At 73.1% G+C, this 21,721-nt stretch carries 18 protein-coding genes and 1 pseudogene; 8 read left to right on the forward strand and 11 right to left on the reverse strand.

Annotation, left to right across the window (positions count from 1 at the left end; all coding sequences use genetic code 11):
• Window positions 1-15: 15 nt before the first annotated feature.
• Window positions 16-1,005, forward strand: a complete 990-nt coding sequence (locus ADJ73_RS14605) for a dipeptidase (protein ID WP_156188248.1) — start codon at window positions 16-18, stop codon at window positions 1,003-1,005.
• A 7-nt stretch (window positions 1,006-1,012) separates the two neighbouring features.
• Here ADJ73_RS14605 and ADJ73_RS14610 read toward each other — a convergent pair whose 3' ends face one another.
• Entirely contained in the window at window positions 1,013-3,736 is a 2,724-nt protein-coding gene (locus tag ADJ73_RS14610) for an FtsK/SpoIIIE family DNA translocase (RefSeq protein WP_082177032.1), read from the reverse strand.
• 304 nt (window positions 3,737-4,040) lie between these two features.
• Here ADJ73_RS14610 and ADJ73_RS14615 point away from each other — a divergent pair, with 304 nt between their 5' ends.
• On the forward strand, window positions 4,041-5,276 hold the full coding sequence (locus ADJ73_RS14615; protein ID WP_050348874.1) for a glycosyltransferase family 4 protein: 1,236 nt from the start codon (window positions 4,041-4,043) through the stop codon (window positions 5,274-5,276).
• Window positions 5,273-6,184 carry a DMT family transporter gene (locus ADJ73_RS14620; protein WP_050348875.1) on the forward strand — a complete coding sequence of 304 codons (912 nt, stop codon included), beginning with the start codon at window positions 5,273-5,275 and terminating at the stop codon, window positions 6,182-6,184. Before ADJ73_RS14615 ends, ADJ73_RS14620 begins: the two co-directional genes overlap by 4 nt.
• Before the next feature lie 13 nt (window positions 6,185-6,197).
• On the opposite strand, the gene ADJ73_RS14625 is transcribed toward ADJ73_RS14620, so the two are convergent.
• Together ADJ73_RS14625 and dapA are read right to left on the reverse strand one after the other, a co-directional pair.
• Complete coding sequence (locus tag ADJ73_RS14625; protein ID WP_050349494.1) at window positions 6,198-7,886, reverse strand: ribonuclease J; 1,689 nt, start codon at window positions 7,884-7,886, stop codon at window positions 6,198-6,200.
• Between the two features lie 20 nt (window positions 7,887-7,906).
• Window positions 7,907-8,797 carry a 4-hydroxy-tetrahydrodipicolinate synthase gene (dapA, locus tag ADJ73_RS14630; protein WP_050348876.1) on the reverse strand — a complete coding sequence of 297 codons (891 nt, stop codon included), beginning with the start codon at window positions 8,795-8,797 and terminating at the stop codon, window positions 7,907-7,909.
• Window positions 8,798-9,041: 244 nt separating this feature from the next.
• On the opposite strand from dapA, the gene ADJ73_RS14635 reads away from it, so the two are divergent.
• The 3 genes from ADJ73_RS14635 to ADJ73_RS17630 are packed head-to-tail and all read left to right on the forward strand — an operon-like array spanning window position 9,042 to window position 10,713.
• Window positions 9,042-9,833 (forward strand): thymidylate synthase, encoded by a 792-nt coding sequence (locus tag ADJ73_RS14635; protein ID WP_050348877.1) that lies wholly within the window; start codon window positions 9,042-9,044, stop codon window positions 9,831-9,833.
• Window positions 9,830-10,327 carry a dihydrofolate reductase gene (locus ADJ73_RS14640; RefSeq protein ID WP_050348878.1) on the forward strand — a complete coding sequence of 166 codons (498 nt, stop codon included), beginning with the start codon at window positions 9,830-9,832 and terminating at the stop codon, window positions 10,325-10,327. Before ADJ73_RS14635 ends, ADJ73_RS14640 begins: the two co-directional genes overlap by 4 nt.
• 2 nt (window positions 10,328-10,329) lie before the next feature.
• Window positions 10,330-10,713, forward strand: a complete 384-nt coding sequence (locus tag ADJ73_RS17630; RefSeq protein ID WP_050348879.1) for a hypothetical protein — start codon at window positions 10,330-10,332, stop codon at window positions 10,711-10,713.
• Here the strand turns inward: ADJ73_RS17630 and ADJ73_RS17635 are convergent.
• From ADJ73_RS17635 to ADJ73_RS14670, 5 genes and pseudogenes are all read right to left on the reverse strand, one after another.
• A complete protein-coding gene (locus ADJ73_RS17635; protein ID WP_050348880.1) occupies window positions 10,640-10,915 on the reverse strand; it encodes a hypothetical protein in 276 nt (91 codons plus the stop codon). The two genes, ADJ73_RS17630 and ADJ73_RS17635, sit on opposite strands and share 74 nt — an antisense overlap.
• A 271-nt stretch (window positions 10,916-11,186) precedes the next feature.
• A pseudogene (locus ADJ73_RS17875) lies at window positions 11,187-11,423 on the reverse strand (arylamine N-acetyltransferase); the annotation flags it as partial.
• A gap of 139 nt (window positions 11,424-11,562) precedes the next feature.
• Window positions 11,563-12,342 (reverse strand): TSUP family transporter, encoded by a 780-nt coding sequence (locus ADJ73_RS14660; RefSeq protein WP_050348882.1) that lies wholly within the window; start codon window positions 12,340-12,342, stop codon window positions 11,563-11,565.
• Complete coding sequence (locus ADJ73_RS14665; protein WP_253272596.1) at window positions 12,335-13,048, reverse strand: HAD family hydrolase; 714 nt, start codon at window positions 13,046-13,048, stop codon at window positions 12,335-12,337. The genes ADJ73_RS14660 and ADJ73_RS14665 overlap by 8 nt, the downstream gene beginning before the upstream one ends.
• 38 nt (window positions 13,049-13,086) lie before the next feature.
• Window positions 13,087-14,874 (reverse strand): proline--tRNA ligase, encoded by a 1,788-nt coding sequence (locus ADJ73_RS14670; protein ID WP_050349495.1) that lies wholly within the window; start codon window positions 14,872-14,874, stop codon window positions 13,087-13,089.
• Window positions 14,875-15,051: 177 nt separating this feature from the next.
• Here ADJ73_RS14670 and ADJ73_RS14675 point away from each other — a divergent pair, with 177 nt between their 5' ends.
• Window positions 15,052-16,614 (forward strand): alpha/beta hydrolase, encoded by a 1,563-nt coding sequence (locus tag ADJ73_RS14675; protein WP_050348884.1) that lies wholly within the window; start codon window positions 15,052-15,054, stop codon window positions 16,612-16,614.
• A 37-nt stretch (window positions 16,615-16,651) separates the two neighbouring features.
• On the opposite strand, the gene ADJ73_RS14680 is transcribed toward ADJ73_RS14675, so the two are convergent.
• Window positions 16,652-16,912: a hypothetical protein gene (locus tag ADJ73_RS14680; protein ID WP_050348885.1), complete on the reverse strand. Its 261-nt coding sequence runs from the start codon at window positions 16,910-16,912 to the stop codon at window positions 16,652-16,654.
• Between the two features lie 424 nt (window positions 16,913-17,336).
• Complete coding sequence (locus ADJ73_RS14685; protein WP_050348886.1) at window positions 17,337-18,191, reverse strand: GNAT family N-acetyltransferase; 855 nt, start codon at window positions 18,189-18,191, stop codon at window positions 17,337-17,339.
• A gap of 536 nt (window positions 18,192-18,727) precedes the next feature.
• Between ADJ73_RS14685 and ADJ73_RS14690 the strand changes: the two genes are divergently transcribed.
• Complete coding sequence (locus ADJ73_RS14690) at window positions 18,728-20,464, forward strand: malectin domain-containing carbohydrate-binding protein (protein WP_050348887.1); 1,737 nt, start codon at window positions 18,728-18,730, stop codon at window positions 20,462-20,464.
• A 90-nt stretch (window positions 20,465-20,554) separates the two neighbouring features.
• Here the strand turns inward: ADJ73_RS14690 and ispG are convergent, their stop codons facing one another.
• Entirely contained in the window at window positions 20,555-21,715 is a 1,161-nt protein-coding gene (gene ispG, locus ADJ73_RS14695; RefSeq protein ID WP_050348888.1) for a flavodoxin-dependent (E)-4-hydroxy-3-methylbut-2-enyl-diphosphate synthase, read from the reverse strand.
• Window positions 21,716-21,721 lie beyond the last annotated feature (6 nt).

The raw sequence follows: 21,721 nt of genomic DNA on the forward strand, positions 1-21,721 counted from the left end.
CGGTTGAATGACGGCATGCCCGACCTGGCGAGCAGCCCCCTGCCCGTGCTCGACACCCACAACGACCTGCCGTGGCAGCTGCGCGAGCGGTGGGGCGGCGACCCCCGGGCCGTCGACCTGCGCGAGGTGCAGTCGCACCTGCACACCGACTGGTCCCGGGCGAGCCGCGGCGGGCTGCGGGCGCAGTTCTGGTCGGTCTGCGTCTCCTCCGCCCTGCCCGAGCCCGAGGCCGTGGTCGCCACCCTCGAGCAGCTCGACCTGGTGCACCGGATGATCAGCACGTATGCCGACCGCCTCGCCCTCGCCGTCGACGTCCGCGGGGTCGAGCAGGCCTGGCGGGACGGCCGGCTCGCCTCGCTGGTCGGCGTCGAGGGCGGCCACTCGATCGGGTCGTCGCTCGCCGTGCTGCGCCTGCTGCACGCCCTGGGGGCGAGGTACCTCACGCTGACGCACAACGACAACACCCCCTGGGCGGACAGCGCCACCGACGAGCCGGAGCACGGTGGGTTGACGGCATACGGGCTGGAGGTCGTGCACGAGCTGGACCGGCTGGGGATGGTCGTGGACCTGTCCCACGTCTCGGCGGACACGATGCGCGCGGCGCTCGGCGCGACGCGGCACCCGGTGATCTTCTCCCACTCCGGCGCCCGGGCGGTGACCGACCACGTCCGCAACGTGCCGGACGACGTGCTGCGCACCATGGCGGCGGGCGGCGGCGTGTGCTGCGTGCCCTTCGTGGCGAGGTTCGTGGCGGCGGACGAGCGCAGCGCCGGCGTCGCGGACGTCGTGGCCCACCTGGAGCACGTGCGCGAGCTCGTGGGCGTCGAGCACGTCGGGCTCGGCGCCGACTTCGACGGCACCACCCACCTGGCCGGGGGGCTCGGCGACGTCTCGACCTACCCGGTCCTGCTGGACGCGCTGCGCCGACGCGGCTGGAGCCGGCGCGACCTGGAGGCCCTCGGGCACCGCAACGTGCTGCGGGTGCTCGACGCCGTCACCGGCTGACGACCCGTCAGCGGCGACCGCGGTCGGTGAGCTCCCAGGCGTCCTCGGACTCCTCGTCCTCCGCCTCGTCGACGACGCGGCCGGTCGCCATGTCCTCCGAGGCCCCGCCGTAGGGGTCGGCGGCGGGGGCGGCCGGCTCGGCGGCCGGCGGCTCCTCCCCCTTCATGACGGCCAGCGTGGCCGGCAGGTCGTCCGGCTTGATGAGCACGTCCCGGGCCTTGGAGCCCTCGGAGGGGCCCACGACGCCGCGCGACTCGAGCAGGTCCATGAGGCGACCCGCCTTGGCGAACCCGACGCGCAGCTTGCGCTGCAGCATCGACGTGGACCCGAACTGCGAGGTCACCACCAGCTCGGTGGCCTGCAGCAGCAGCTCGAGGTCGTCGCCGATGTCGTCGTCGATCTGCTTCTTGGCGGCGACGACGGTCACGTCCTCGCGGTAGCTCGGCTTGAGCTGCTCGGTGACCCGCTTGACGACCTCGTTGATCTCGGTCTCGGTGACCCAGGCGCCCTGGACGCGCATCGGCTTGGACGCCCCCATCGGCAGGAAGAGCGCGTCGCCCTGGCCGATGAGCTTCTCGGCGCCCGGCTGGTCGAGCACGACCCGGGAGTCGGCCAGCGAGGACGTGGCGAAGGCCATCCGCGACGGGACGTTGGCCTTGATCAGACCCGTGACGACGTCCACCGAGGGGCGCTGCGTCGCGAGCACCAGGTGGATGCCGGCGGCGCGGGCGAGCTGGGTGATGCGCACGATCGACTCCTCGACGTCGCGCGGCGCCACCATCATCAGGTCGGCGAGCTCGTCGACGATCACGAGCAGGTAGGGGTAGGGGTGGATCTCCCGCTCCGACCCGGGCAGCGGCTTGACCTGCCCCGCCCGCACCGCCTTGTTGAAGTCGTCGACATGCTTGAAGCCGAAGTTGGCCAGGTCGTCGTAGCGCTGGTCCATCTCCCGCACGACCCACTGCAGCGCCTCGGCGGCCTTCTTGGGGTTGGTGATGATCGGCGTGATCAGGTGCGGGATGCCGTCGTATGCCGTCAGCTCCACCCGCTTGGGGTCGACCAGGATCATCCGCACCTCGTCGGGCGTCGAGCGCATCAGGATCGAGGTGATCATCGAGTTGACGAAGCTGGACTTGCCCGCACCGGTGGCGCCGGCGACCAGCATGTGGGGCATCTTGGCGAGGTTGGCGATGACGTATCCGCCCTCGACGTCCTTGCCCACGCCCATGACCATCGGGTGCGTGTTGTTACGGGCGACCTGGGAGCGCAGCACGTCGCCGAGGCAGACGTTCTCGCGGTCGGTGTTGGGGATCTCCACGCCGATCGCCGACTTGCCCGGGATCGGGGAGAGGATGCGCACGTCGGCGCTGGCCACGGCGTAGGCGATGTTCTTGGAGAGCGCGGTGATGCGCTCGACCTTGACGCCCGGCCCGAGCTCGACGACGTAGCGCGTCACCGTCGGGCCTCGGGTGAAGCCGGTGACCTGCGCGTCGATGTCGAACTGCTCGAGCACCCCCGTCAGCGCCTCGACCACGCGGTCGTTTGCGGCGCTGCGCTCCTTGTGCGGGGGCCCGGGCTTGAGGATGGTGTCCTCGGGCAGGTGGTAGGTGATGTCGCCAGCGAGGGCCAGCTGCTCGACGCGGGCCGGCAGCGGCTCGGTCGGCGGGGCCTCCAGCTGCGGCTTGCTCGGGACCGGTGCCAGGGGGCGCGTCGCCCCGGCATCCTCGCCCCGGCCGCGCGCGCCGGCGGGCCCATCGGGCTCGTCCTCCGGGGCGTCACCCGCAGCCGCGGCGTTGTCCTTGGCACGCTGCAGCGCGGCCGCCTCGGCGCCCACCGGACGCTTCTGCCCCGGGCGCGGCCCCGCGGTGCGCCCGCTGGGCTCCACCACGGCCGCCTGCTCGTAGGCCTCATCGCCGTCGCGCTCGTCGAGCTCGGCGTCCAGCCGGCGGCGTCGCCGACGAGCGGGGGCGTCGGCCTCCTCGGCTTCGCGCGAGGGCCCTTCCGCCCCCACGAAGAGCCGCAGGTAGGCGTCGCGCAGACGGGGACCCACCTGGTGGACGGGAGTCTTGGTGATGACCAGCAGGCCGAAAACACCCAGCAGCACCAGGATCGGCACGGCGCCGTAGACGCTGACCGCCGCCGCGAGCGGGCTCGAGGCGAGGAAGCCGAAGATCCCGCCGGCCGCCTGCATAGCCTCCGCGCCGGCGCCGGGGTCGGGCAACCCCTTCGCGATGTGCGCGATGCCGCAGGCCGCGAGCAGCACCGCGAAGGTGCCGATGGCGATGCGGTTGGTGGCGTGGGAGTCGTCGGGGGCGCGCAGCACCCGCAGCCCGAAGCCGAGCAGCACCAGCGGCACGACCAGCGCGATGCAGCCCACGGTGCCGGCGACCACGGTGTGGACGACGGCGCCGGGCCACCCGGGCATGCCCCACCACTCGCGCGCCGCCACCACGATGGCCAGGGCGACGAGGAGGAAGCCCACCCCGTCCCGGCGGTGCTCCGGCTCCAGGTCCGTGGCGCCGTGGCCGACGCTCCGGACGCCGCCGCCGACCACGTGGGCCAGCCCCATCCAGGTGCCCCGCAGCGCCCGCACGGGCAGCGGCAGGCCGCCGTCGCGGGTCTTGGTGGGAGCCGGGCGCCGGGTGGCGCCGCCGCTGGAACCGGGACGCGTCGAACCGCCTCGGCTCGTCGAGCTCGAGCGTGAGGTGCTGGTGGAGCCACGGGTCGCCATGCTCCGCAGGCTACGGGACGGGCCCATCCGCACCGCCCGTCACACGCGCACCGGTGATCACAATGTGACCCGGCTGGGAAGGTCCCTCCCGGAGCCGTCCCGGAGCCGTCATGGGGCCGTTCCGGGGCCGACACGCCGACCACCCGCTTCGGCACGAACGCCCCAGGTGGTGCATGATCGATCGACGGGGCGTCATCGTCCCCGCCAGCCCCCGTCGGGGTGCGCGTGCTCGTGACGACGCGCGGCTCCGGCGGCCGGGGGGTGGTGGGCACCAGCTGACGGCAGGACGAAGGACCACCGACTGATGAGGATCGCGCACGTCACCGACTTCTACCTCCCCCGCCTCGGCGGGATCGAGATGCAGGTCGCAGAGCTGACCGGTCGCCAGCGGGCGGCGGGTCATGAGGTCGTGGTCATCACGAGCTCCCCCTCCGACAAGGACGGGCCCGCCAGCGGTGACCCCTACGCGGCCACCCACACCAGCGCCGGCGTCCCCTTCGGGCCGGACCGGGTCGCGCGGCTGACCGACGACCTGCGGTGGTCCAACGCCATACATCCCGCCGCCTGGCGCCGCGGCTCGCGCGCCGTGCGCACCGGCGGCTTCGACCTCGTGCACTGCCACGTCGGGGTCGGCAGCCCCCTCGGATTCTTCGCCGCCCGGGCCGCCGCCCGCGCCGGCATCCCGACCGTGGTGACGGTGCACTCGCTCTGGGCCTGGGCCATCGACCTCTTCCGGGTGTGCAACCTGGTGTGGGGCTGGACCCGACTCCCGATCACCTGGACCGCGGTCAGCGACACGGCCGCCCGGCACGTCCGCCGGGTCCTGCCGGACGGCGCGGTCGTGCACGTGGTCCCCAACGGCGTCGACCCCGCCCGGTGGGCCCGGCGCGCGGGCTACCCGGACCGTGACGGCGAGATCACGGTGGCGGCCGTCATGCGCCTCAGCGCCCGCAAGCGACCGCTGCCGCTGCTGCGGATGCTTCGCGAGGCCCAGGACCGCCTCGGCGACGCCGCGACGATCCGGCTGCAGGTGGCCGGGTGCGGTCCCCGGCAGTCCGCCATGGAGCGCTACCTGCGCCGGCACGACCTGGCCGACCAGGTGACCCTGCACGGCCGCCTGGACCGCGACCACGTGCGGCTGATGCTGGAGTCCAGCGACGCCTTCGTGGCCCCGGCCAACCTCGAGTCCTTCGGGCTGGCCGCGCTGGAGGCCCGCTGCGCGGGCCTGCCCATCGTCGCCAAGGCGTCCGGCGGGCTCCCGGAGTTCATCAAGCACGGCCGCGAGGGGCTGATCTGCGAGACCGACGGGGACATGACGGTCGCGCTGGAGCGCCTGGCGCGCGACCGTGACCTGCTGCAGACGCTGCAGCAGCACAACCGCACCGAGGACTGCGCGGTCATCTGGCCCCACACGTTGTCGCTGCTCGCCGCGGTCTACGAGGAGGCCGGCGTGCCCGACGTGTCGTTGCTGCCGGACGTCGACCTGTCGACGCTGGCGCCGGGCGCCGACCGGTCCGCCCGGCTGCGGGGTCGCTCGTGACCCACGTCATCCTGCTCTCGGTCGCCGCCACGCTGGTCTTCGCCATGAGCTCGGTGCTCAAGCACCGCAGCGCCGGCACCATGCCCGTCATCGAGGGGTCCGGGGCGGCCCGCATCGGCGGCTACGTCCGCGCCATGGTGACCCACCCGATGTGGCTCGGCGGCCTGCTGTGCGACGCCGGCGCCATCGTCCTGCAGGTCCTGGCGCTCAGCCAGGGCGCCATCTCGGTGGTCCAGCCGATGCTGACCCTGGCGCTGGTCTTCTCCCTGGTCTTCAACGCGTGGCTGCTCAAGCAGCGGCCGTCGGGGCGCGAGATCCTGCTGGCCCTGGCCCTGGTGGCCGGCCTCGTGCTCTTCCTGTGGGCCTCCGGCGCGGTCGCGCCGCGCGGCGCCGAGGCCAAGGGCGCGCGCGGCCCCGCGATCTGGGTCGGGGTCACCACCACCGTGCTGGTCGTGGCCTGCGTGACGGTGGCCCGGCGGGTCGGTCCGCGGCGCAAGGCGGCCCTGCTCGGCACCGCCGTCGCCGCCGTCTACGCCTGCACCGCCGCGCTCATCAAGACCTGCACCCGGATCGTCGACCACGGCGTCCCGGACCTGCTGATGTCCTGGCAGCTCTACACCCTCATCCTCGCCGGGGCGCTCGGCCTGATCCTCAACCAGATGGCCTTCCAGGCCGGTCCGCTGGTGTCCAGCCTGCCGGTCATCGCCAGCTTGGACCCGCTCTTCAGCCTGGTCATCGGCCGCGCGGTCTACAACGAGCGGCTCCACGCCCAGCCCAAGGACCTGCTGCTGGAGGGCATCGGCCTGGCGATGCTGCTGGCCTCCGTCTTCGCGCTCAGCATCATCTCGGCCCGCCACCAGCAGGACGAGATCGAGGGCCCCGCGGCGCAGGAGAAGTCCCTGGCCTGAGGGGCCCTCGACCTCACGCGTCGATGACGACGGGGATGATCATGGGCCGCCGGCGCAGCTTGGTGCCCACCCAGGACCCGAGGGTCCGGCGCACGACCTGCTGCAGCGCGTAGGTGTCGGTGGTGCCCTTGGCCATGGCCTCGATGACGGCCTGCTCGACGCGTGGTCGGATCCGGTCGAAGACCTCCTGGTCCTCGGCCACGCCGCGGGAGGTGATCTCGGGCTCGCTGACGACCTCCCCGGTCGAGGTGTCGACGACGACGATCGCCGTCACGAAACCCTCGTCCCGCAGGATCCGGCGGTCGCGCAGCAGCTCGTCGCTGGTCTCGCCGCCGAGGGCCGACCCGTCGACGTAGACGTAGCCGCACGGCACCTCGCCCACGATCTCGGCGACGCCGTCGACCAGGTCGACGACGGTGCCGTCCTGGCACAGCAGCACGCGCTCGCGCGGGACGCCGGTGGCCTCGGCCAGCCGGCCGTTGGCGACCAGGTGCCGCCACTCGCCGTGCACCGGCATGACGTTGCGCGGCTTGACGATGTTGTAGCAGTAGAGCAGCTCGCCGGCGCTGGCGTGGCCGCTGACGTGCACCTTGGCGTTGCCCTTGTGCACCACGTCCGCGCCGAGCCGCATCAGGCCGTTGATGACGCGGTAGACGGCGTTCTCGTTGCCGGGGATCAGCGACGACGCGAGCAGCACCGTGTCGCCGGGACCGACCTCGATGCGGTGGTCGCGGTTCGCCATACGGCTCAGGGCCGCCATCGGCTCGCCCTGAGAACCGGTGCAGACGAGCACCAGCTGGTCGTCGCGCAGCGAGTCGACCTTCTTGATGTCGATCAGGACGCCGTCGGGCACGTGCAGGTAGCCGAGCTCCGCGGCGATGGTCATGTTGCGGACCATGGACCGCCCCACCATGGCGACGCGCCGACCCGCCTTGTGCGCGGCGTCCAGCACCTGCTGCACGCGGTGCACGTGGGAGGAGAAGCAGGCGACGATGATCCGGCCCTCGGTATGCCGGAACACCTTGTCGATGGCCGGGGCGATCTCGCGCTCGGGGGTGGTGAACCCGGGCACCTCGGCGTTGGTGGAGTCCGTCAGGAAGAGGTCCACGCCCTCCTCCCCCAGCCGCGCGAAGGCCCTCAGGTCGGTGAGGCGCCGGTCCAGCGGCAGCTGGTCCATCTTGAAGTCGCCGGTGTGCAGCAGCACCCCGGCGTCGGTGCGCACGCACACCGCGAGGGCGTCGGGGATCGAGTGGTTGACCGCGACGAACTCGAGGCCCCACACGCCCAGGTGCTCGGTCTGCCCCTCGCGCACCCCGAGGGTGTAGGGGCTGATCCGGTGCTCCTTGAGCTTGGCCTCGACCAGCGCGAGCGTGAGCTGGGAGCCGAGCAGGGGGATGTCCGGCTTGCGCTGGAGCAGGTAGGGCAGCGCACCGATGTGGTCCTCGTGCCCATGGGTGAGCACGATCGCGTCGACGTCGTCGAGGCGGTCCCGCAGGTAGTCGAAGTCCGGCAGGATCAGGTCGATGCCGGGGTGGTGCTCCTCGGGGAAGAGCACCCCGCAGTCGATCACGAGCAGCCGGCCGCGATGCTCGAGCACCGTCATGTTGCGACCCACCTCGCCGAGGCCGCCGAGGGCGACGACGCGCAGGCCGTCGGCCGGGAGCGCAGGGAGGGCGGGCAGGTCGGGGACGACCTCGGTCACGAGGTCGGAGGAACGAGAGGTCACAGCAGTCCTGAGTCACGAAGGCCGGATCGGACGATCTCGACCTGGTCGGGGGTGGCCTCGACGAGCGGCAGGCGCACGCTGCGGTGAGCGAGCACGCCGAGCTCGACGAGGGCCGCCTTGGTCATGATGGCGCCCTGGGTGACGTTCATCACCGCGTCGACGACGGGCACGAGGCGCCGGTGGATCTCGCGGGCGCGCTCCACGTCGCCGGCGGCCATGGCGCCGACCATCTGGGAGTACTCCACCCCCGCGACGTGCCCGACGACGCTCACGATGCCCACGGCGCCGAGGGCGAGGTGGGCGAAGTTGGCGACGTCGTCGCCGGAGTACCACTGCAGGTCGGTGCGGCTGAGCACCTTGGTCGCGGCCCACAGGTCGCCCTTGGCGTCCTTGACCGCGACGATCCGCGGGTGGTCGGCCAGCCGCAGCAGCAGCTCGGTGGGGATGGGCACCCCGGCGCGGCCGGGGATGTCGTAGAGCATCACCGGCAGGTCGGTGGCGTCCGCGACGGTCCGGAAGTGGGCCTCGAGCCCGGCCACCGGGGGCTTGTTGTAGTAGGGGGTGACGACGAGCAGCCCGTCGGCGCCCGCGTCGGCCGCCTGCCGCGCCAGCTCGACGGTGTGCCGGGTGTCGTTGGTCCCGACCCCCGCGACCAGCACCACGCCGTCGCCGACCGCCTCGCGGGTGAGGCGCAGCAGCTCGACCTTCTCGGCATCGCTCGTGGTGGGCGACTCGCCGGTGGTGCCGTTGACGACGATGCCGTCGTGACCGTGGTCGACGAGGTGGCGGGCGACCCGCTGGACGCCGTCACGGTCGAGGGAGCCGTCCGGCAGCATGGGCGTGACGACGGCCGAGAGGACACGTCCGAAGGCGGGTGCTGACGTCATACGGCCCAATGTATCCCGGCGCACCGACAGGGGTGACGGACCACGCTGGCGCCGGGGCCCGGACGTAGACAGATCGCGTAGCCACCCGCTCGGGGGTCCGGGTGGCTACGCGATCCACGGGCTACATCGGCGCGCACCCCGCAGGCGTTACAGCCCACCCGGATCCCAGCCGTGTGACCTCGGTCACAGCCGGTCGGCGTGCGTCCCCCGCGGTCGAGCCGCGTCCCCCACTACGGTGGTGGCCATGCAGCAGTACCTCCAGCTCGTGGACCACGTCCTCACCCACGGCGTGGACAAGGCGGACCGCACCGGCACCGGGACCCGCAGCGTCTTCGGCCACCAGATGCGCTTCGACCTCGCCGCCGGCTTCCCGGTCCTGACCACCAAGAAGCTCCACCTGCGCTCGATCATCGGCGAGCTGCTGTGGTTCCTGCGGGGAGACACCAACGTGCGGTGGCTCCAGGAGCGCGGCATCTCCATCTGGGACGAGTGGGCCGACGCCGACGGGGAGCTCGGGCCGGTCTACGGCCACCAGTGGCGCAGCTGGCCCACCCCCGACGGCCGGCACGTCGACCAGATCGCCCAGGTCGTCGAAGGGATCCGGCGCAACCCCGACTCGCGCCGGCACATCGTGTCCGCCTGGAACGTCGCCGAGCTGGACCAGATGGCGCTGCCGCCGTGCCACACGATGTTCCAGTTCTACGTGGCCCAGGGGCGGCTGTCCTGCCAGCTCTACCAGCGCAGCGCCGACATCTTCCTCGGGGTGCCCTTCAACATCGCGAGCTACGCGCTGCTCACGATGATGGTGGCGCAGCAGACCGGGTTGGAGCCCGGCGACTTCGTCCACACGCTCGGCGACGCGCACCTCTACAGCAACCACCTGGAGCAGGCCCGGCTGCAGCTCACCCGCGAGCCCAAGCCGCTGCCCCGCATGGTGATCACGCCCCGGGTGTCCATCGACCGCTACGAGATCGAGGACTTCACGCTGGAGGGTTACGTCGCGGACCCCTCGATCAAGGCGCCCATCGCCGTATGACGAGCGCTCAGACCCTCGTCCTGGTCGCCGCCGTCGGGCGCAACCGGGCGCTCGGCCGCGACGGCCGGCTGCTGTGGCAGCTCCCCGGTGACCTGCCGCGCTTCAAGGCGCTGACCACGGGGCGGCCCATGGTCGAGGGACGGCGCACCTACGACTCCATCGGCAAGGCCCTGCCGGGGCGGCGCACCATCGTCGTGACCCGGGACCCGTCCTGGAGCGCCCCGGACGCCGAGCGCGCCGGGTCCTTCGAGGAGGCGCTGGCCCTGGCCGGGCCGGGCGAGGTGTGCTGCGCGGGAGGCGGCGAGATCTACGCCCTCGCCCTGCCGCACGCCGACCGGCTCGAGCTGACGGAGGTCGACGACGCGCCCGCGGCCGACACGTTTTTCCCCGAGGTGGACTGGTCCCGCTGGAGGGAGGTGGCGCGGCAGGACGTCGGGGCCACCGCGGGCTCGCCGGCGTTCGCCTTCGTCACCTACGAGCGACGGCGGGGCTGAGCGTGCGCAACCGCACCGTCCTGCTGCTGATGCTGCCGGCGTTGGTCGCGAGCGCCGCCGTGGCCTTCGCCTGGACCCGGCCGCGGGAGCGTTCAGCGCTGGCCGCCGGAGAGCCGCGCGGGCGCGCCCTCGTGTGGCCGCTGACCCTCGCCGGCGCCCTCGCCGGGCTGGTCCTCGGGGCCGTGATCGGGGTGCTGGCCGGCCGGGCCGGCGGTCACGCCGACCTCGGGCGCGACGCGATGGACGGGACCTTCCTGCTGGTGCCCGGCATGATCGCCGGGCTCGGCGCCGGCTGGGCGCGGTGGCTCGCGATCACGGGCGTTCGTCGGCGCGCGGTGCGGCTGCCCCGCTGGCGGCCGTGGCGGTCGCGGCGGCCGCGTCGCTGAGACCGGCGTTGTCCGTCGCCGTCGGCGCGGGGTCGGCGGTCAGGGCCCACAACCGGTCGAGCTCGTCTGACGTGAGCCCGGGCAGGCGCAGCCCGAAGCGGTCGCGCAGCTCGGCCACCCACGCCGTCTCGTCGGTGAGGTGCCGCACCTGCCACCCGCAGGCGGTCCGCACGCGCAGGGTGCGCAGGTGCAGCCGCTCCACCGCATCGGGGGTCCGGCGCTGCGCCCAGGGCGTCCGGCGGTAGGGCTAGGCGGGGTCCAGGGCGAGCCGTCGGTAGAGCGGCTCGAAGGACGCGAGGTCGACCGGCTCGTCGGTGAGCTCGACGGCGCGCAGCCCCGGGGACGCCGGTCGTGCTCGATCCGCCAGCGCCCTGGCGCGGGCGCGTCGACGCGGTAGCGGAACGGCCCCTGGGGTACTCCCCCGCGGCCAGCGGCAACGGGTCGCTGGGCCCGGTGCCGGTGCCGCAGTCGACCAGGAACCTCCCCTGCGGCAGCCGCACGGTCAGGACGCAGTGGTCGCCGACGTGCCCGCTCGCGGCGAGCTGGAAGGTCGACTGGGCGGTCGCGGCGTGCAGGGTGATGTCGAAGCCGAGCCGGTCGAGCAGCCAGCCCAGCGAGACGTTGAGCTGCATGCAGGCGCCGCCCTCGCCGGACAGCAGCGCGTCGACCAGCGCCGGCGGGGTCAGGTCCAGGACCCGGCCGCGCACCATCCACAGCGTGTCGTGGGCGAACCTGGCGGCGTGCGCCCGGTGGAGGCGGCGCAGGAAGGGCCGGGGCGCCTCGCCCTGGAGCCCCAGCTCGGCGAGGTAGCGCGACGACGTGCCGCTCACGGTGCGACGGTATCCCCCGTCACCACCTGCCGAGCAGCTGGCCCCCGATCCGCACCACGAAACCGCTGACCACGACGATGAAGATGACCCGGACGAAGCCGGCGCCGCGGGACACCGCGGTCCGCGCCCCGAGGTAGCCGCCCGCGATGTTGGCGAGGCCCATGACCAGACCGATCGGCCACACCACCGCCCCGTGCGGGACGAAGACGACCAGCGCCGCCAGGTTGGTCGCGAAGTTGGCGATCTTGGCCTTGGCGCTGGCCTCGAGGAAGGCGTAGCCGGTGAGCCCGACCAGCGCGAAGACGAAGAACGACCCGGTCCCCGGGCCGAGCGCGCCGTCGTAGAAGCCCACGGCGACGCCGATCATCAGGGCCGCCGCGAGGTGGTGCCGGCCGGAGAAGCGCAGCTGGGTGGCAGCGCCGAGGCTCGGCTTGAGGACGGTGTAGGAGCCGACCACGACGAGCGCCACGAGGATGATCGGGTTGAACGCCTCCTTGGGGATCCGCGTGGCGACGACCGCGCCGGCCGAGGACCCGGCGAAGGCCGCCAACGCCAGCGGGATCGCGGTGCGCAGGTCGGGCCGCACCCGGCGGTAGTAGGTGATCGCGCTGGTCGAGGTGCCGCAGATCGAGGCGAGCTTGTTGGTCGCGAGGATCTGGGCGGGCGAGGCGCCGGGCAGGCCGAGGAGCAGCGCCGGCAGCTGGATCAGGCCGCCGCCGCCGACGACGGCGTCGACCCAGCCCGCACCGAACGCGGCCGCCACGAGGAGGAGGACGACCTGCAGCGACAGCTCACCCACGCGCGCACCACCGGTCCACGATGGTGAGGACGTCGAGGAGCTCGTGCGCGACGGCGTCGGGCTCCGCCTCGTGGGACACCTGCTGCTCGACCGGGATGCGCGAGTGGGGCACCCAGATCGCCCGCATCCCCACCTGCTGCGGCCCGTGGACGTCCTCGAAGGACCGGTCCCCCACGTAGACGCACCGCTGCGGCGCCACCCCGACCGCGCGCGCCGCGGCGAGGAAGGCCTCGGGGTGCGGCTTGGCCCAGGGGATCTCGCTGGAGTAGACGTCGGCGTCGATGAGGTGGTCCACCCCGTCGCGCGCGAAGATCGCGCGGTGGTAGTCGCGGGTCCAGATCGTGTTGGACAGCACCCCCACCCGGATCCCCCTGTCCCGCAGGCTGGCCCACAGCAGCTCGACCTGCGGGTCGGTGATGGTGTGCGTCTCCCAGAAGGACTCGTAGGCGGCCAGGCCGGCGAGCGTCGCCTCGGCCTGCGGGTCCAGCCCGGCCCCGGTGAGCAGCTCGGCGATGCGGCCGGACTCGTGGCTGGTCCGGGACCGCCGCCACAGCTCGTCCTCGGCGAGCAGCATCCGGCCCGCGAGCTCGTCGAGGGCGCACGCCATGGTGCCGTAGCCGCGCGCGAACTCGACCCATTGCCGGTGCAGGTCGACGTCGTGCCAGGGGGTGAGGGTGCCGCCCCAGTCGAAGATGACGGCACCCACCGGCGAGGCCACCGGGGCGGCCCCGCCGGAGGGACCCGTCAGGACCGCACCTCGGCGACCACGGCCGCGACGACGTCGTCCACGGGCACCTCGCGACGGTCACCCGAGCGTCGGTCCTTGATCTCGACGGTGCCGTCCGCGAGGCCCTTGCCGACGACGACGATCGTGGGGACGCCGATCAGCTCGGCGTCCTTGAACTTCACCCCCGGGCTGACCTTGCCGGCCCGGTCGTCGTAGAGCACGGTCAGGCCCTGCGCGGCGAGGTCGGCCGTGACCTGGCCGGCCGTGACGAAGAGCTCGTCACCCTTGCCGGCGGCGATGACGTGGACGTCGGCGGGGGCGACGTTGCGGGGCCACACGAGGCCGACCTCGTCGTGGTTGGCCTCGGCGATCGCCGCGACGGCGCGCGAGACGCCGATCCCGTAGGACCCCATCGTGACGGTGACGAGCTTGCCGTTCTCGTCGAGGACCTTCAGCCCGAGGGCCTCGGCATACTTGCGGCCCAGCTGGAAGATGTGGCCCATCTCGATGCCGCGCGCGGTCCGCAGCGTCCCGGCGCCGTCCGGCGCGACGTCGCCGTCCCGCACCTCGGCGGCCTGCACCGTCCCGTCGGCGGTGAAGTCGCGGCCGTGCACGAGGTTGATCACGTGCACGCCGGGCTTGTTGGCCCCGGTCGCCCAGGAGGACCCCTCCGCCACGCGCGGGTCGAGCAGGTAGCGGATCCCGCTGCGGGACACCACCGCCCCGGACTCGTCGCGCTCGACGGTCTCGCCGAGCACGCCGGGCCCGATGTAGCCGCGGACGAGCTGCGGGTGGGCGGCGAAGTCGGCCTCGGTGAACTCCTCGACCTCGGCCGGCGCGACCTGCGCCTCCAGGCGCTTGAGGTCGACCTGGCGGTCGCCGGGCAGCCCGACGACCAGCGGCTCACGGGTGCCGTCCGGCTGGACGAGCATGACGACGACGTTCTTGAGGGTGTCGGCGGCGGTCCAGGCGCGGCCGTCGTGGCGCGGGTGCTGGGTGTTGAGCACGTCCACGAGGGTCTCGATGGTGGGGGTGTCCGGGGTGTCGACCTCCTGCGCGGCGGGCACCCCGGAGGCGTCGAGGGGCTCGGCCTGCGGCACGACGACGGCCTCGACGTTGGCGGCATACCCGGACTCGTCGCGCACGAAGGTGTCCTCGCCCACGTCGCTGATCGCCAGGAACTCCTCGCTCGCCGAGCCGCCCATCGCGCCGGAGGTGGCCTGCACGATGACGTAGTCGAAGCCGAGCCGGTCGAAGATCTTGACGTAGGCGTCGCGGTGGGCGTCGTAGGACTTCTGCAGGCCCTCGTCGGAGACGTCGAAGGAGTAGGAGTCCTTCATGATGAACTCCCGGCCGCGCAGCAGCCCGGCGCGGGGACGGGCCTCGTCGCGGTACTTCGTCTGGATCTGGTAGATCGCCAGCGGCAGGTCCTTGTAGGAGCTGTAGAGGTCCTTGACCGCGAGGGTGAACATCTCCTCGTGGGTCGGGCCCAGCAGCATGTCGGTGCCCTTGCGGTCCTGCAGCCGGAAGAGGTTGTCGCCGTACTCCGTCCAGCGCCCCGACGCCTCGTAGGGCTCGCGCGGCAGCAGCGCCGGGAAGCTCAGCTCCTGGGAGATCTGGTCCATCTCCTCGCGCACGATGTCCTCGACGCGGCGCAGCACCCGCAGCCCGAGCGGCAGCCAGCTGTAGACCCCGGGGGCGGCGCGGCGGATGTAGCCGGCGCGCACCAGCAGCTTGTGGCCGGGCAGCTCGGCGTCGGCCGGGTCCTCGCGCAGGGTCCGCAGGAAGAGGGACGACATGCGCATGACGGCACCGGTCACGGTGTGCTCCTAGGTCTGGGGTCGGCGGCCCCGGTCGGGTGGGCCGGGTCGGTCCGCAGCAGGATATCGGCCGTATGACGAAGCCCACGACCGAGATCGCCCCCCGGCCCCGCCGTGGCTGCGGCGCCCCGGAGTAGCCTCGAGGTGCGAGAGGAGGGGTCGATGGACGAGGACATGGGGGCGGGGGACGGCCCCGGGCCCGGCGGGCCGACCGCCACCACCCTGGACGCCGAGCTGGTGGCCGCGGCCGGCGCGCTGCAGGCCGCGCTGGAGCGAGCCACCACGGCGCACCTGCGGCTGGGGCAGGCCATCGCGGCGGACCGCTCGTGGTCCCGACCCGGCGACGCGGTGGCGGACGAGGTGCGGGCGCGGCGCACCGACGTGGGGCTCTACGCCACCGGGCTGCTGGTCGACCAGCTCCGCTCGGAGGCGCAGACGGCGGCGGAGCGCTTCCCCCGGATCGGGCCGGCCGGGGAGCCGGTGCTGCCGGTCCCCCGCGACGGCGACCCCGGGACCGTCTCCCGGTGGTGGCACGACCTCGACCCGGGCGACCAGGAGGAGGTGCTGGTCCGGCACGCCGCGTGGGCCGGTCGGGCCGACGGGCTCCCCGCCGCCGTCCGCCACGCCGCCAACCTGCAGGTGCTCGACGCGGAGATCGCCCGCCGCTCCCAGGTTGTCGACGTGGACTCCGACGCGCCCGCCGACGAGGCCACCGTCGAGGAGCAGCGCGACCTGCGGGGCCTGCTCAAGATCAAGGCGCTCTTCACCGACCCCGCCTCGTCCCCGCCGACCCCGGACGGCCTCACCCAGGTGACCACCCCGCTGCAGGAGCGGTTCCTCTACCTGCTGGACGCCTCGAGCTATCCGCTCAAGACCGCCATCGCCCTCGGCGACCCCGACCGCAGCGACCACGTCGTGGTGCACGTGCCCGGCACCACCACGACCGTGGACCTGCGGCTGTACCGCGAGGCGGCGTGGACGTCCTGGCTGCGCGACGAGACGGCGCGGCTGCTCGGCGACGGCGACCCCGACACGCGGGGGCGCGTGTCGGTGATCGACTGGATCGGCTACCAGGCGCCATACGACATCGCCACCCGAAAAGCCCTGGGCGACACCGGGATGCGGGTCCTCGTGCCGGGCGAGGCGTCGGACCCGCGATACGCCCAGGAGGCGGCCCCGCGGCTGGCCCGCTGCCTGCAGGGGGTCCGGGTCGTGGCGCCGACGGCGAGGCTCGTGGCGTCGGGGCACTCCTACGGCGCGTCCGCGATGGGCCTCGCGCTCACCGAGCTGGCGCGGCAGGGGCACCGGGTCGTGGATGCGGTCATGACGGCGGGGGCGCCGGGGGTGTTCGCGACCGACCTGCCGGCGCTGGGGCTCGGGCCCGGCACGCTCTACGCCTGCGTGGCTCCCGGCGACCTGATCGGGATGCTCGGCGTCTTCGGCGTCGAGGTGCTGCGGATCACAGGCGTCACCCAGCTGTCGACGACCGCCCGCCGCGTCGTCTACCCCGACGCGTCGTGGAGCGTGCTGCGCCCGCCGGTCGGGCACGAGCAGTACTACCACCGCGGCACGACGAGCCTCTACAACCTCGCGGCGGTGGCGGCCGGGGCGACCGATCGGGTGCGGGTGACGAGCCGGCCCTGGGCGATGCTCACCGGCGGTGCGTCCCGGGCCACGGGACGCACCGCCGGTCCACCGGAGCCGCTGTCGGACCTGCAGGACTGAGCAGCGCAGCCGGCCGAGCTGGGATGCGAGTGGGGACTCAGTCCAGCGGCTTGCCCCGGGTCTCGGGCATCGTGAGGATGATCAGCGTCGCCACCGCGGCGACGGCCGACACGATCCAGAAGAACGCGTCGCCGCGCCCGTGCTGGTTGAGCCAGGTGATGAGGTATGGCGCACCGCCCCCGAAGACCGCCACGGTGATGTTGTACCAGGCACCGATGCCCGTCGAGCGGACCTCCGTCGGGGAGAGCTCGGCCATGATCGCGGGCAGGATGCACGACGCGAAGGCGAAGGCGCCCATCCCGAGGACGTAGGATGAAGGGGATCCGCCAGCCGAACTCCGCCATCCGCTCGGCGCCGAGGCCGCGGGTCAGCACGAAGCCGAGGGTGGTGGCCAGCAGCAGCGCCGCGCCGGTCCCGGGGAGGCGGGCGGTGGGGCGGTGTGGTCGTGGCTCGGTGCGAGGGTGCTCATGGCGACTCCTGGTGCGGTGACCGCCCATGAGGGTGGCGGCCGGGTCGGAGACGTCACCTCGTTCCCTCCCGGGCGGGGGCTCGGACCGAGGGCCTGACGCCGGTGCCGCTCGCTGTCGAGCAGCTCCACCACCGAGGGTGTTGCTTGACGCGGCGTCAACGGAACGGCCGGGCGAGCGTGCGCGCGGCGAGCGGTCACGCCCTCCCGACGGACGGTCGGTAACCGTATGTTCACTCACCGCTCGCGCTCCCGCTCACAGCAGGACGGTGCTGAACTCCCCCACCTGACGCATACCGATGCGGTCGTAGGTCGCCCGGGCCGGGGCGTTGAAGTCGTTGACGTAGAGCGACACGGTCCGGGCGGTGTCGGCCAGGACGGCCTCCACCACGGCGGCCATCAGCGGCACCGCGAGGCCCTGGCCGCGCAGCGCGGGCGCCAGCCACACGCCCTGGACCTGGGCGACGCCGAGGGCGACGCTGCCGACGTCGGCCTTGAAGGCGACCTGCGAGCCCTGCATCATCACGAAGGTGCGCCCCTGCTCGACCAGCGCCGCCACCGACCGGCGGTAGGCCGCCGAGGACCCTGAGTAGGGCGGGTAGCCGATCTCGTCGGTGAACATCGCGGCGGCCGCGGGGACCACGGCGTCGACCTCCTGCGGTCGGGCCGGGCGCACCCGCGGGTCCGGGGTGATACCCAGCCGGCTCGGCGGGGTGCTCGTGGACAACAACGGCTGCACGGCCCGTATGGCGCGCGGGGTCCCCCAGGTCGGGGTCAGGCCCGACCACAGCGCGGCCACCGGTCCGGCGGGGCCGAAGAGGGAGGAGGCCCACCGGCTGCGCCGCCGCAGCCGGCCCACCACGGCGGGGACCTGGTCCTCGTCCAGCTCGACGGGGACGACGTTGGCCCCGGCCCACACCAGGGAGCGGTAGCCGAGCGGCGCGTCGCGGTCCACGAGGCCGAGCAGGGAGCCGGGTTGGGTGCGCAGCGCCCCCTCGAGGATCCGGGCCGCCACGAAGACGTGGGCGTCCGGGTCGCGATGGCAGATGGCGAGTGCGGCGTCCTCGTCGGCCGGGCCCAGCGGCTGGACGGGAGAACGCGAGCGCAGCATCCCCCTACTGTCGCCGCTGCGACCAGCCTTGTCACGCCGCCACCACGGCGGCACAAGCAGAAAAAGGCCCCGCCCCGGCTGCTGCCGGGCGAGGCCTCTTCTGGCGGTGCGGGACGAGGTCCCGCACGGTCGCCCCACCGGCGCCGGGGGCAGCGCCCATCTCGCTGCGTCCCCGATCGACCCCCATCTGGCCGTGCCGGAAAGGACGCCTACCACGATACCCAACACTTCGACGTCGAAATGCACGCCGGGAGCGTCCAGGCTGTGACCTTGACCACCAGCCACGTCGGGCGGTGCCCCACAGCGCTGCTCACGCTGCGTCACCGTTGGCCCTACTCAGCGTGATGAATATATATACGTACTGTAGCGTTGTCGCCTGATTGGGCCTATCTGAGATCGTAATAGAACCTTCATACTCGGTGGTGTGCCACAGACGGTCCGTCTGTGGTTACTCTCTGTAACACCCCTGCCGGTGCTGCGCGGTCGCGGACCCGTCGGCGCCCAGGCCCCCTCACCCTCCCTCGTTGAAGGTTCACATGTCTCCGCTCCCCGCCCTCTCGTCGCTCGTCGGCGGCCGGTCCCCGTGGGTCCCCCTCGTCGCGGCCGCCGTCTCCGTCTCCAGCGCCGGCGGTGCCGTCACCCACGCGCGCACGACCACCACCAGCCCGCGCCTCGCGGCCCCCGTCGCCGCCGCCCGCACCACCACCTCCGACGCCGGCTTCCCCGCCCGCCTCTTCCGCGAGGACTCGTTCTGGTACCGCAAGCTCCCCACCAGCACGCCCAAGGACCCGGCGTCCGCGCAGATCGCGCAGCACATCTACGACCAGTCCATCGACTACTACGGCCGGCCGGGTGCCCCGTCCATCGCGGTCAACACCACCCGCTACGCCTCGCCCCTCTACGTCTCCGGCAGCTCCGACCCCCGCGTGACCTACGGCTTCGACAACTGCCAGGGCAAGTCGTACGGCGACAGCGGTCTGGTCGCCAACCACCTCACCGACCTGCGCATCCCCGCCGGAGCCCGGCCCGCGGAGGGCACGGACATGGAGATGACGGTCTACAACCGCGACACGGACGACCTCACCGAGACCTGGGTCACCCGCAACACCGCGGGGCGGTGGACGGCGTGCTGGGGCGGCACCATCCGCAAGGCCTCGACCAGCGACGGCGTCTACCCGCACCCCTTCGGCTCCACCGCCTCCGGCCTGTCCCACGCGGGCGGCACGATCCGCGCCGCCGAGTTGCAGCGCGGGCACATCGACCACGTGGTCGGGATCGCGCTGCCCCACAACGCGCCCTGGCCCACGATCTCGCGCCCGGCCAACCGCACCGACGGCTGGAACCCCTCGGGCCGCCCCGCCGCGGCCGAGGGGCAGATGCTGCGCATCCCCGCCAACGTCAACCTCGACGCCCTCAAGCTGTCGCCCACCGCGCGCACGATCGCCAAGGCTGCCCAGGAGTACGGCCTGATCGTCTGGGACACCGCGGGCTCCGTCGCCTTCCGGGCCGAGAACCCGATCGGGATGAAGAGCGACCCCTACCCGGCCATCTTCCGCGGTCGGGCGGACTGGCAGGAGATGCTCGGGGACCCGGCCCGCGGCGAGCGGCCGTTCCCCATCGAGCTGCTCGAGGTGCTCCCCATGAACTACGAGGCGCCGATCACGGCCACACCCGCTCCTGCGCCGGCTCCCGCTCCCACCCCTGCGCCCGCTCCCACCCCCGCGCCCACTCCTGCGCCGGCTCCCCGCGTGACGCCGGCCCCCGCGCCGACTCCCACCCCGGCGCCGACTCCCACCCCGACTCCCGCCCCGGCGCCCGCCACGGGCACCTCGGTCGTGCGGCAGGCCGCAGCCTGGACCCCGGTCACCGACTCCCGCGGCCGCACCTTCGAGGCGCGCACCGGCTTCGACTCGTACAACACCGGTGACGCCATGGTCGGCAAGGACGTCCTCGGCACCACCGACGACGCGCTGTACCGCGCGACGATCTACCGGATGAGCTCCTACCGCCGATCCCTGCCCAACGGCACCTACACGGTGCGGCTGCACCTCGCCGAGGACTGGTTCGACGCCGCCGGGCAGCGCGTCTTCGACGTGACTGCCGAGGGGCGCACGGCGCTGGCCGACGTGGACATTTTCCGGGCCGCCGGCGGGAAGTTCCGCTCCTACCAGCCGACCTTCGACGTCACCGTCACCGACGGGCAGCTCGACCTGGGCTTCGTGGCCAAGCGGGACACCCCCGCCCTCGCCGCCCTGGAGATCACCCGCGTCTGAGGGCGCACCCCCGGCAGGCCGTATGCGGCGAGAGCCGGTCCCCCGTCGTTGACGGGGTGACCGGCTCTCGGCATACGGCTCGAGGCTGGGTCAGCCGACCGTGACGGTCGGGCTGCCGGCGGACTCCTCGTCCACGGGCTCGCCCATCTCCTCGGCGAGGCGCATGGCCTCCTCGATGAGGGTCTCGACGATCGCGGCCTCGGGGACGGTCTTGATGACCTCCCCCTTGACGAAGATCTGGCCCTTGCCGTTGCCGGAGGCCACACCGAGGTCGGCCTCGCGGGCCTCGCCGGGGCCGTTGACGACGCACCCCATGACCGCGACGCGCAGCGGCACCGTCATGCCCTCCAGGCCGGCGGTCACCTCGTCGGCGAGCTTGTAGACGTCCACCTGCGCGCGCCCGCAGGACGGGCAGGAGACGATCTCGAGCTTGCGGGGCCGCAGGTTGAGGCTCTGCAGGATCTGGATGCCGACCTTGACCTCCTCGACGGGAGGCGCGGACAGGGAGACCCGGATCGTGTCGCCGATGCCCTTGGACAGCAGCGCGCCGAAGGCGGTGGCCGACTTGATCGTGCCCTGGAACGCCGGGCCCGCCTCGGTCACGCCGAGGTGCAGCGGCCAGTCGCCCCGCTCGGAGAGCAGCTCGTAGGCGCGCACCATGACGACGGGGTCGTTGTGCTTGACCGAGATCTTGAAGTCGTGGAAGCCGTGCTCCTCGAAGAGGCTGGCCTCCCACACCGCGGACTCGACGAGGGCCTCGGGCGTGGCCTTGCCGTACTTCTCCAGCAGGCGCTTGTCGAGCGACCCGGCGTTGACGCCGATGCGGATCGAGGTGCCGTGGTCCCTGGCCGCTGCGGCGATCTCCTTGACCTGGTCGTCGAACTTGCGGATGTTGCCCGGGTTGACGCGCACGGCGGCGCAGCCGGCCTCGATGGCGGCGAAGACGTACTTGGGCTGGAAGTGGATGTCCGCGATGACGGGGATCTGGCTGTGCTGGGCGATCTGCGGCAGCGCGTCGGCGTCGTCCTGGCTCGGGCAGGCCACGCGCACGATGTCGCAGCCCGCCGCGGTGAGCTGGGCGATCTGCTGCAACGTGGTGTTGACGTCCGAGGTGAGGGTCGTCGTCATGGACTGCACCGAGACCGGCGCGTCACCGCCGACCTCGACCTTGCCGACCTTGATCTTGCGGGTCTTGCGACGCGGTGCGAGCACCGGCGCCGGCGCGGCAGGCATCCCTAGCGAAACGGTCATGGTGTC

Source organism: Arsenicicoccus sp. oral taxon 190, from assembly GCF_001189535.1.
Lineage (GTDB): Bacteria > Actinomycetota > Actinomycetes > Actinomycetales > Dermatophilaceae > Arsenicicoccus.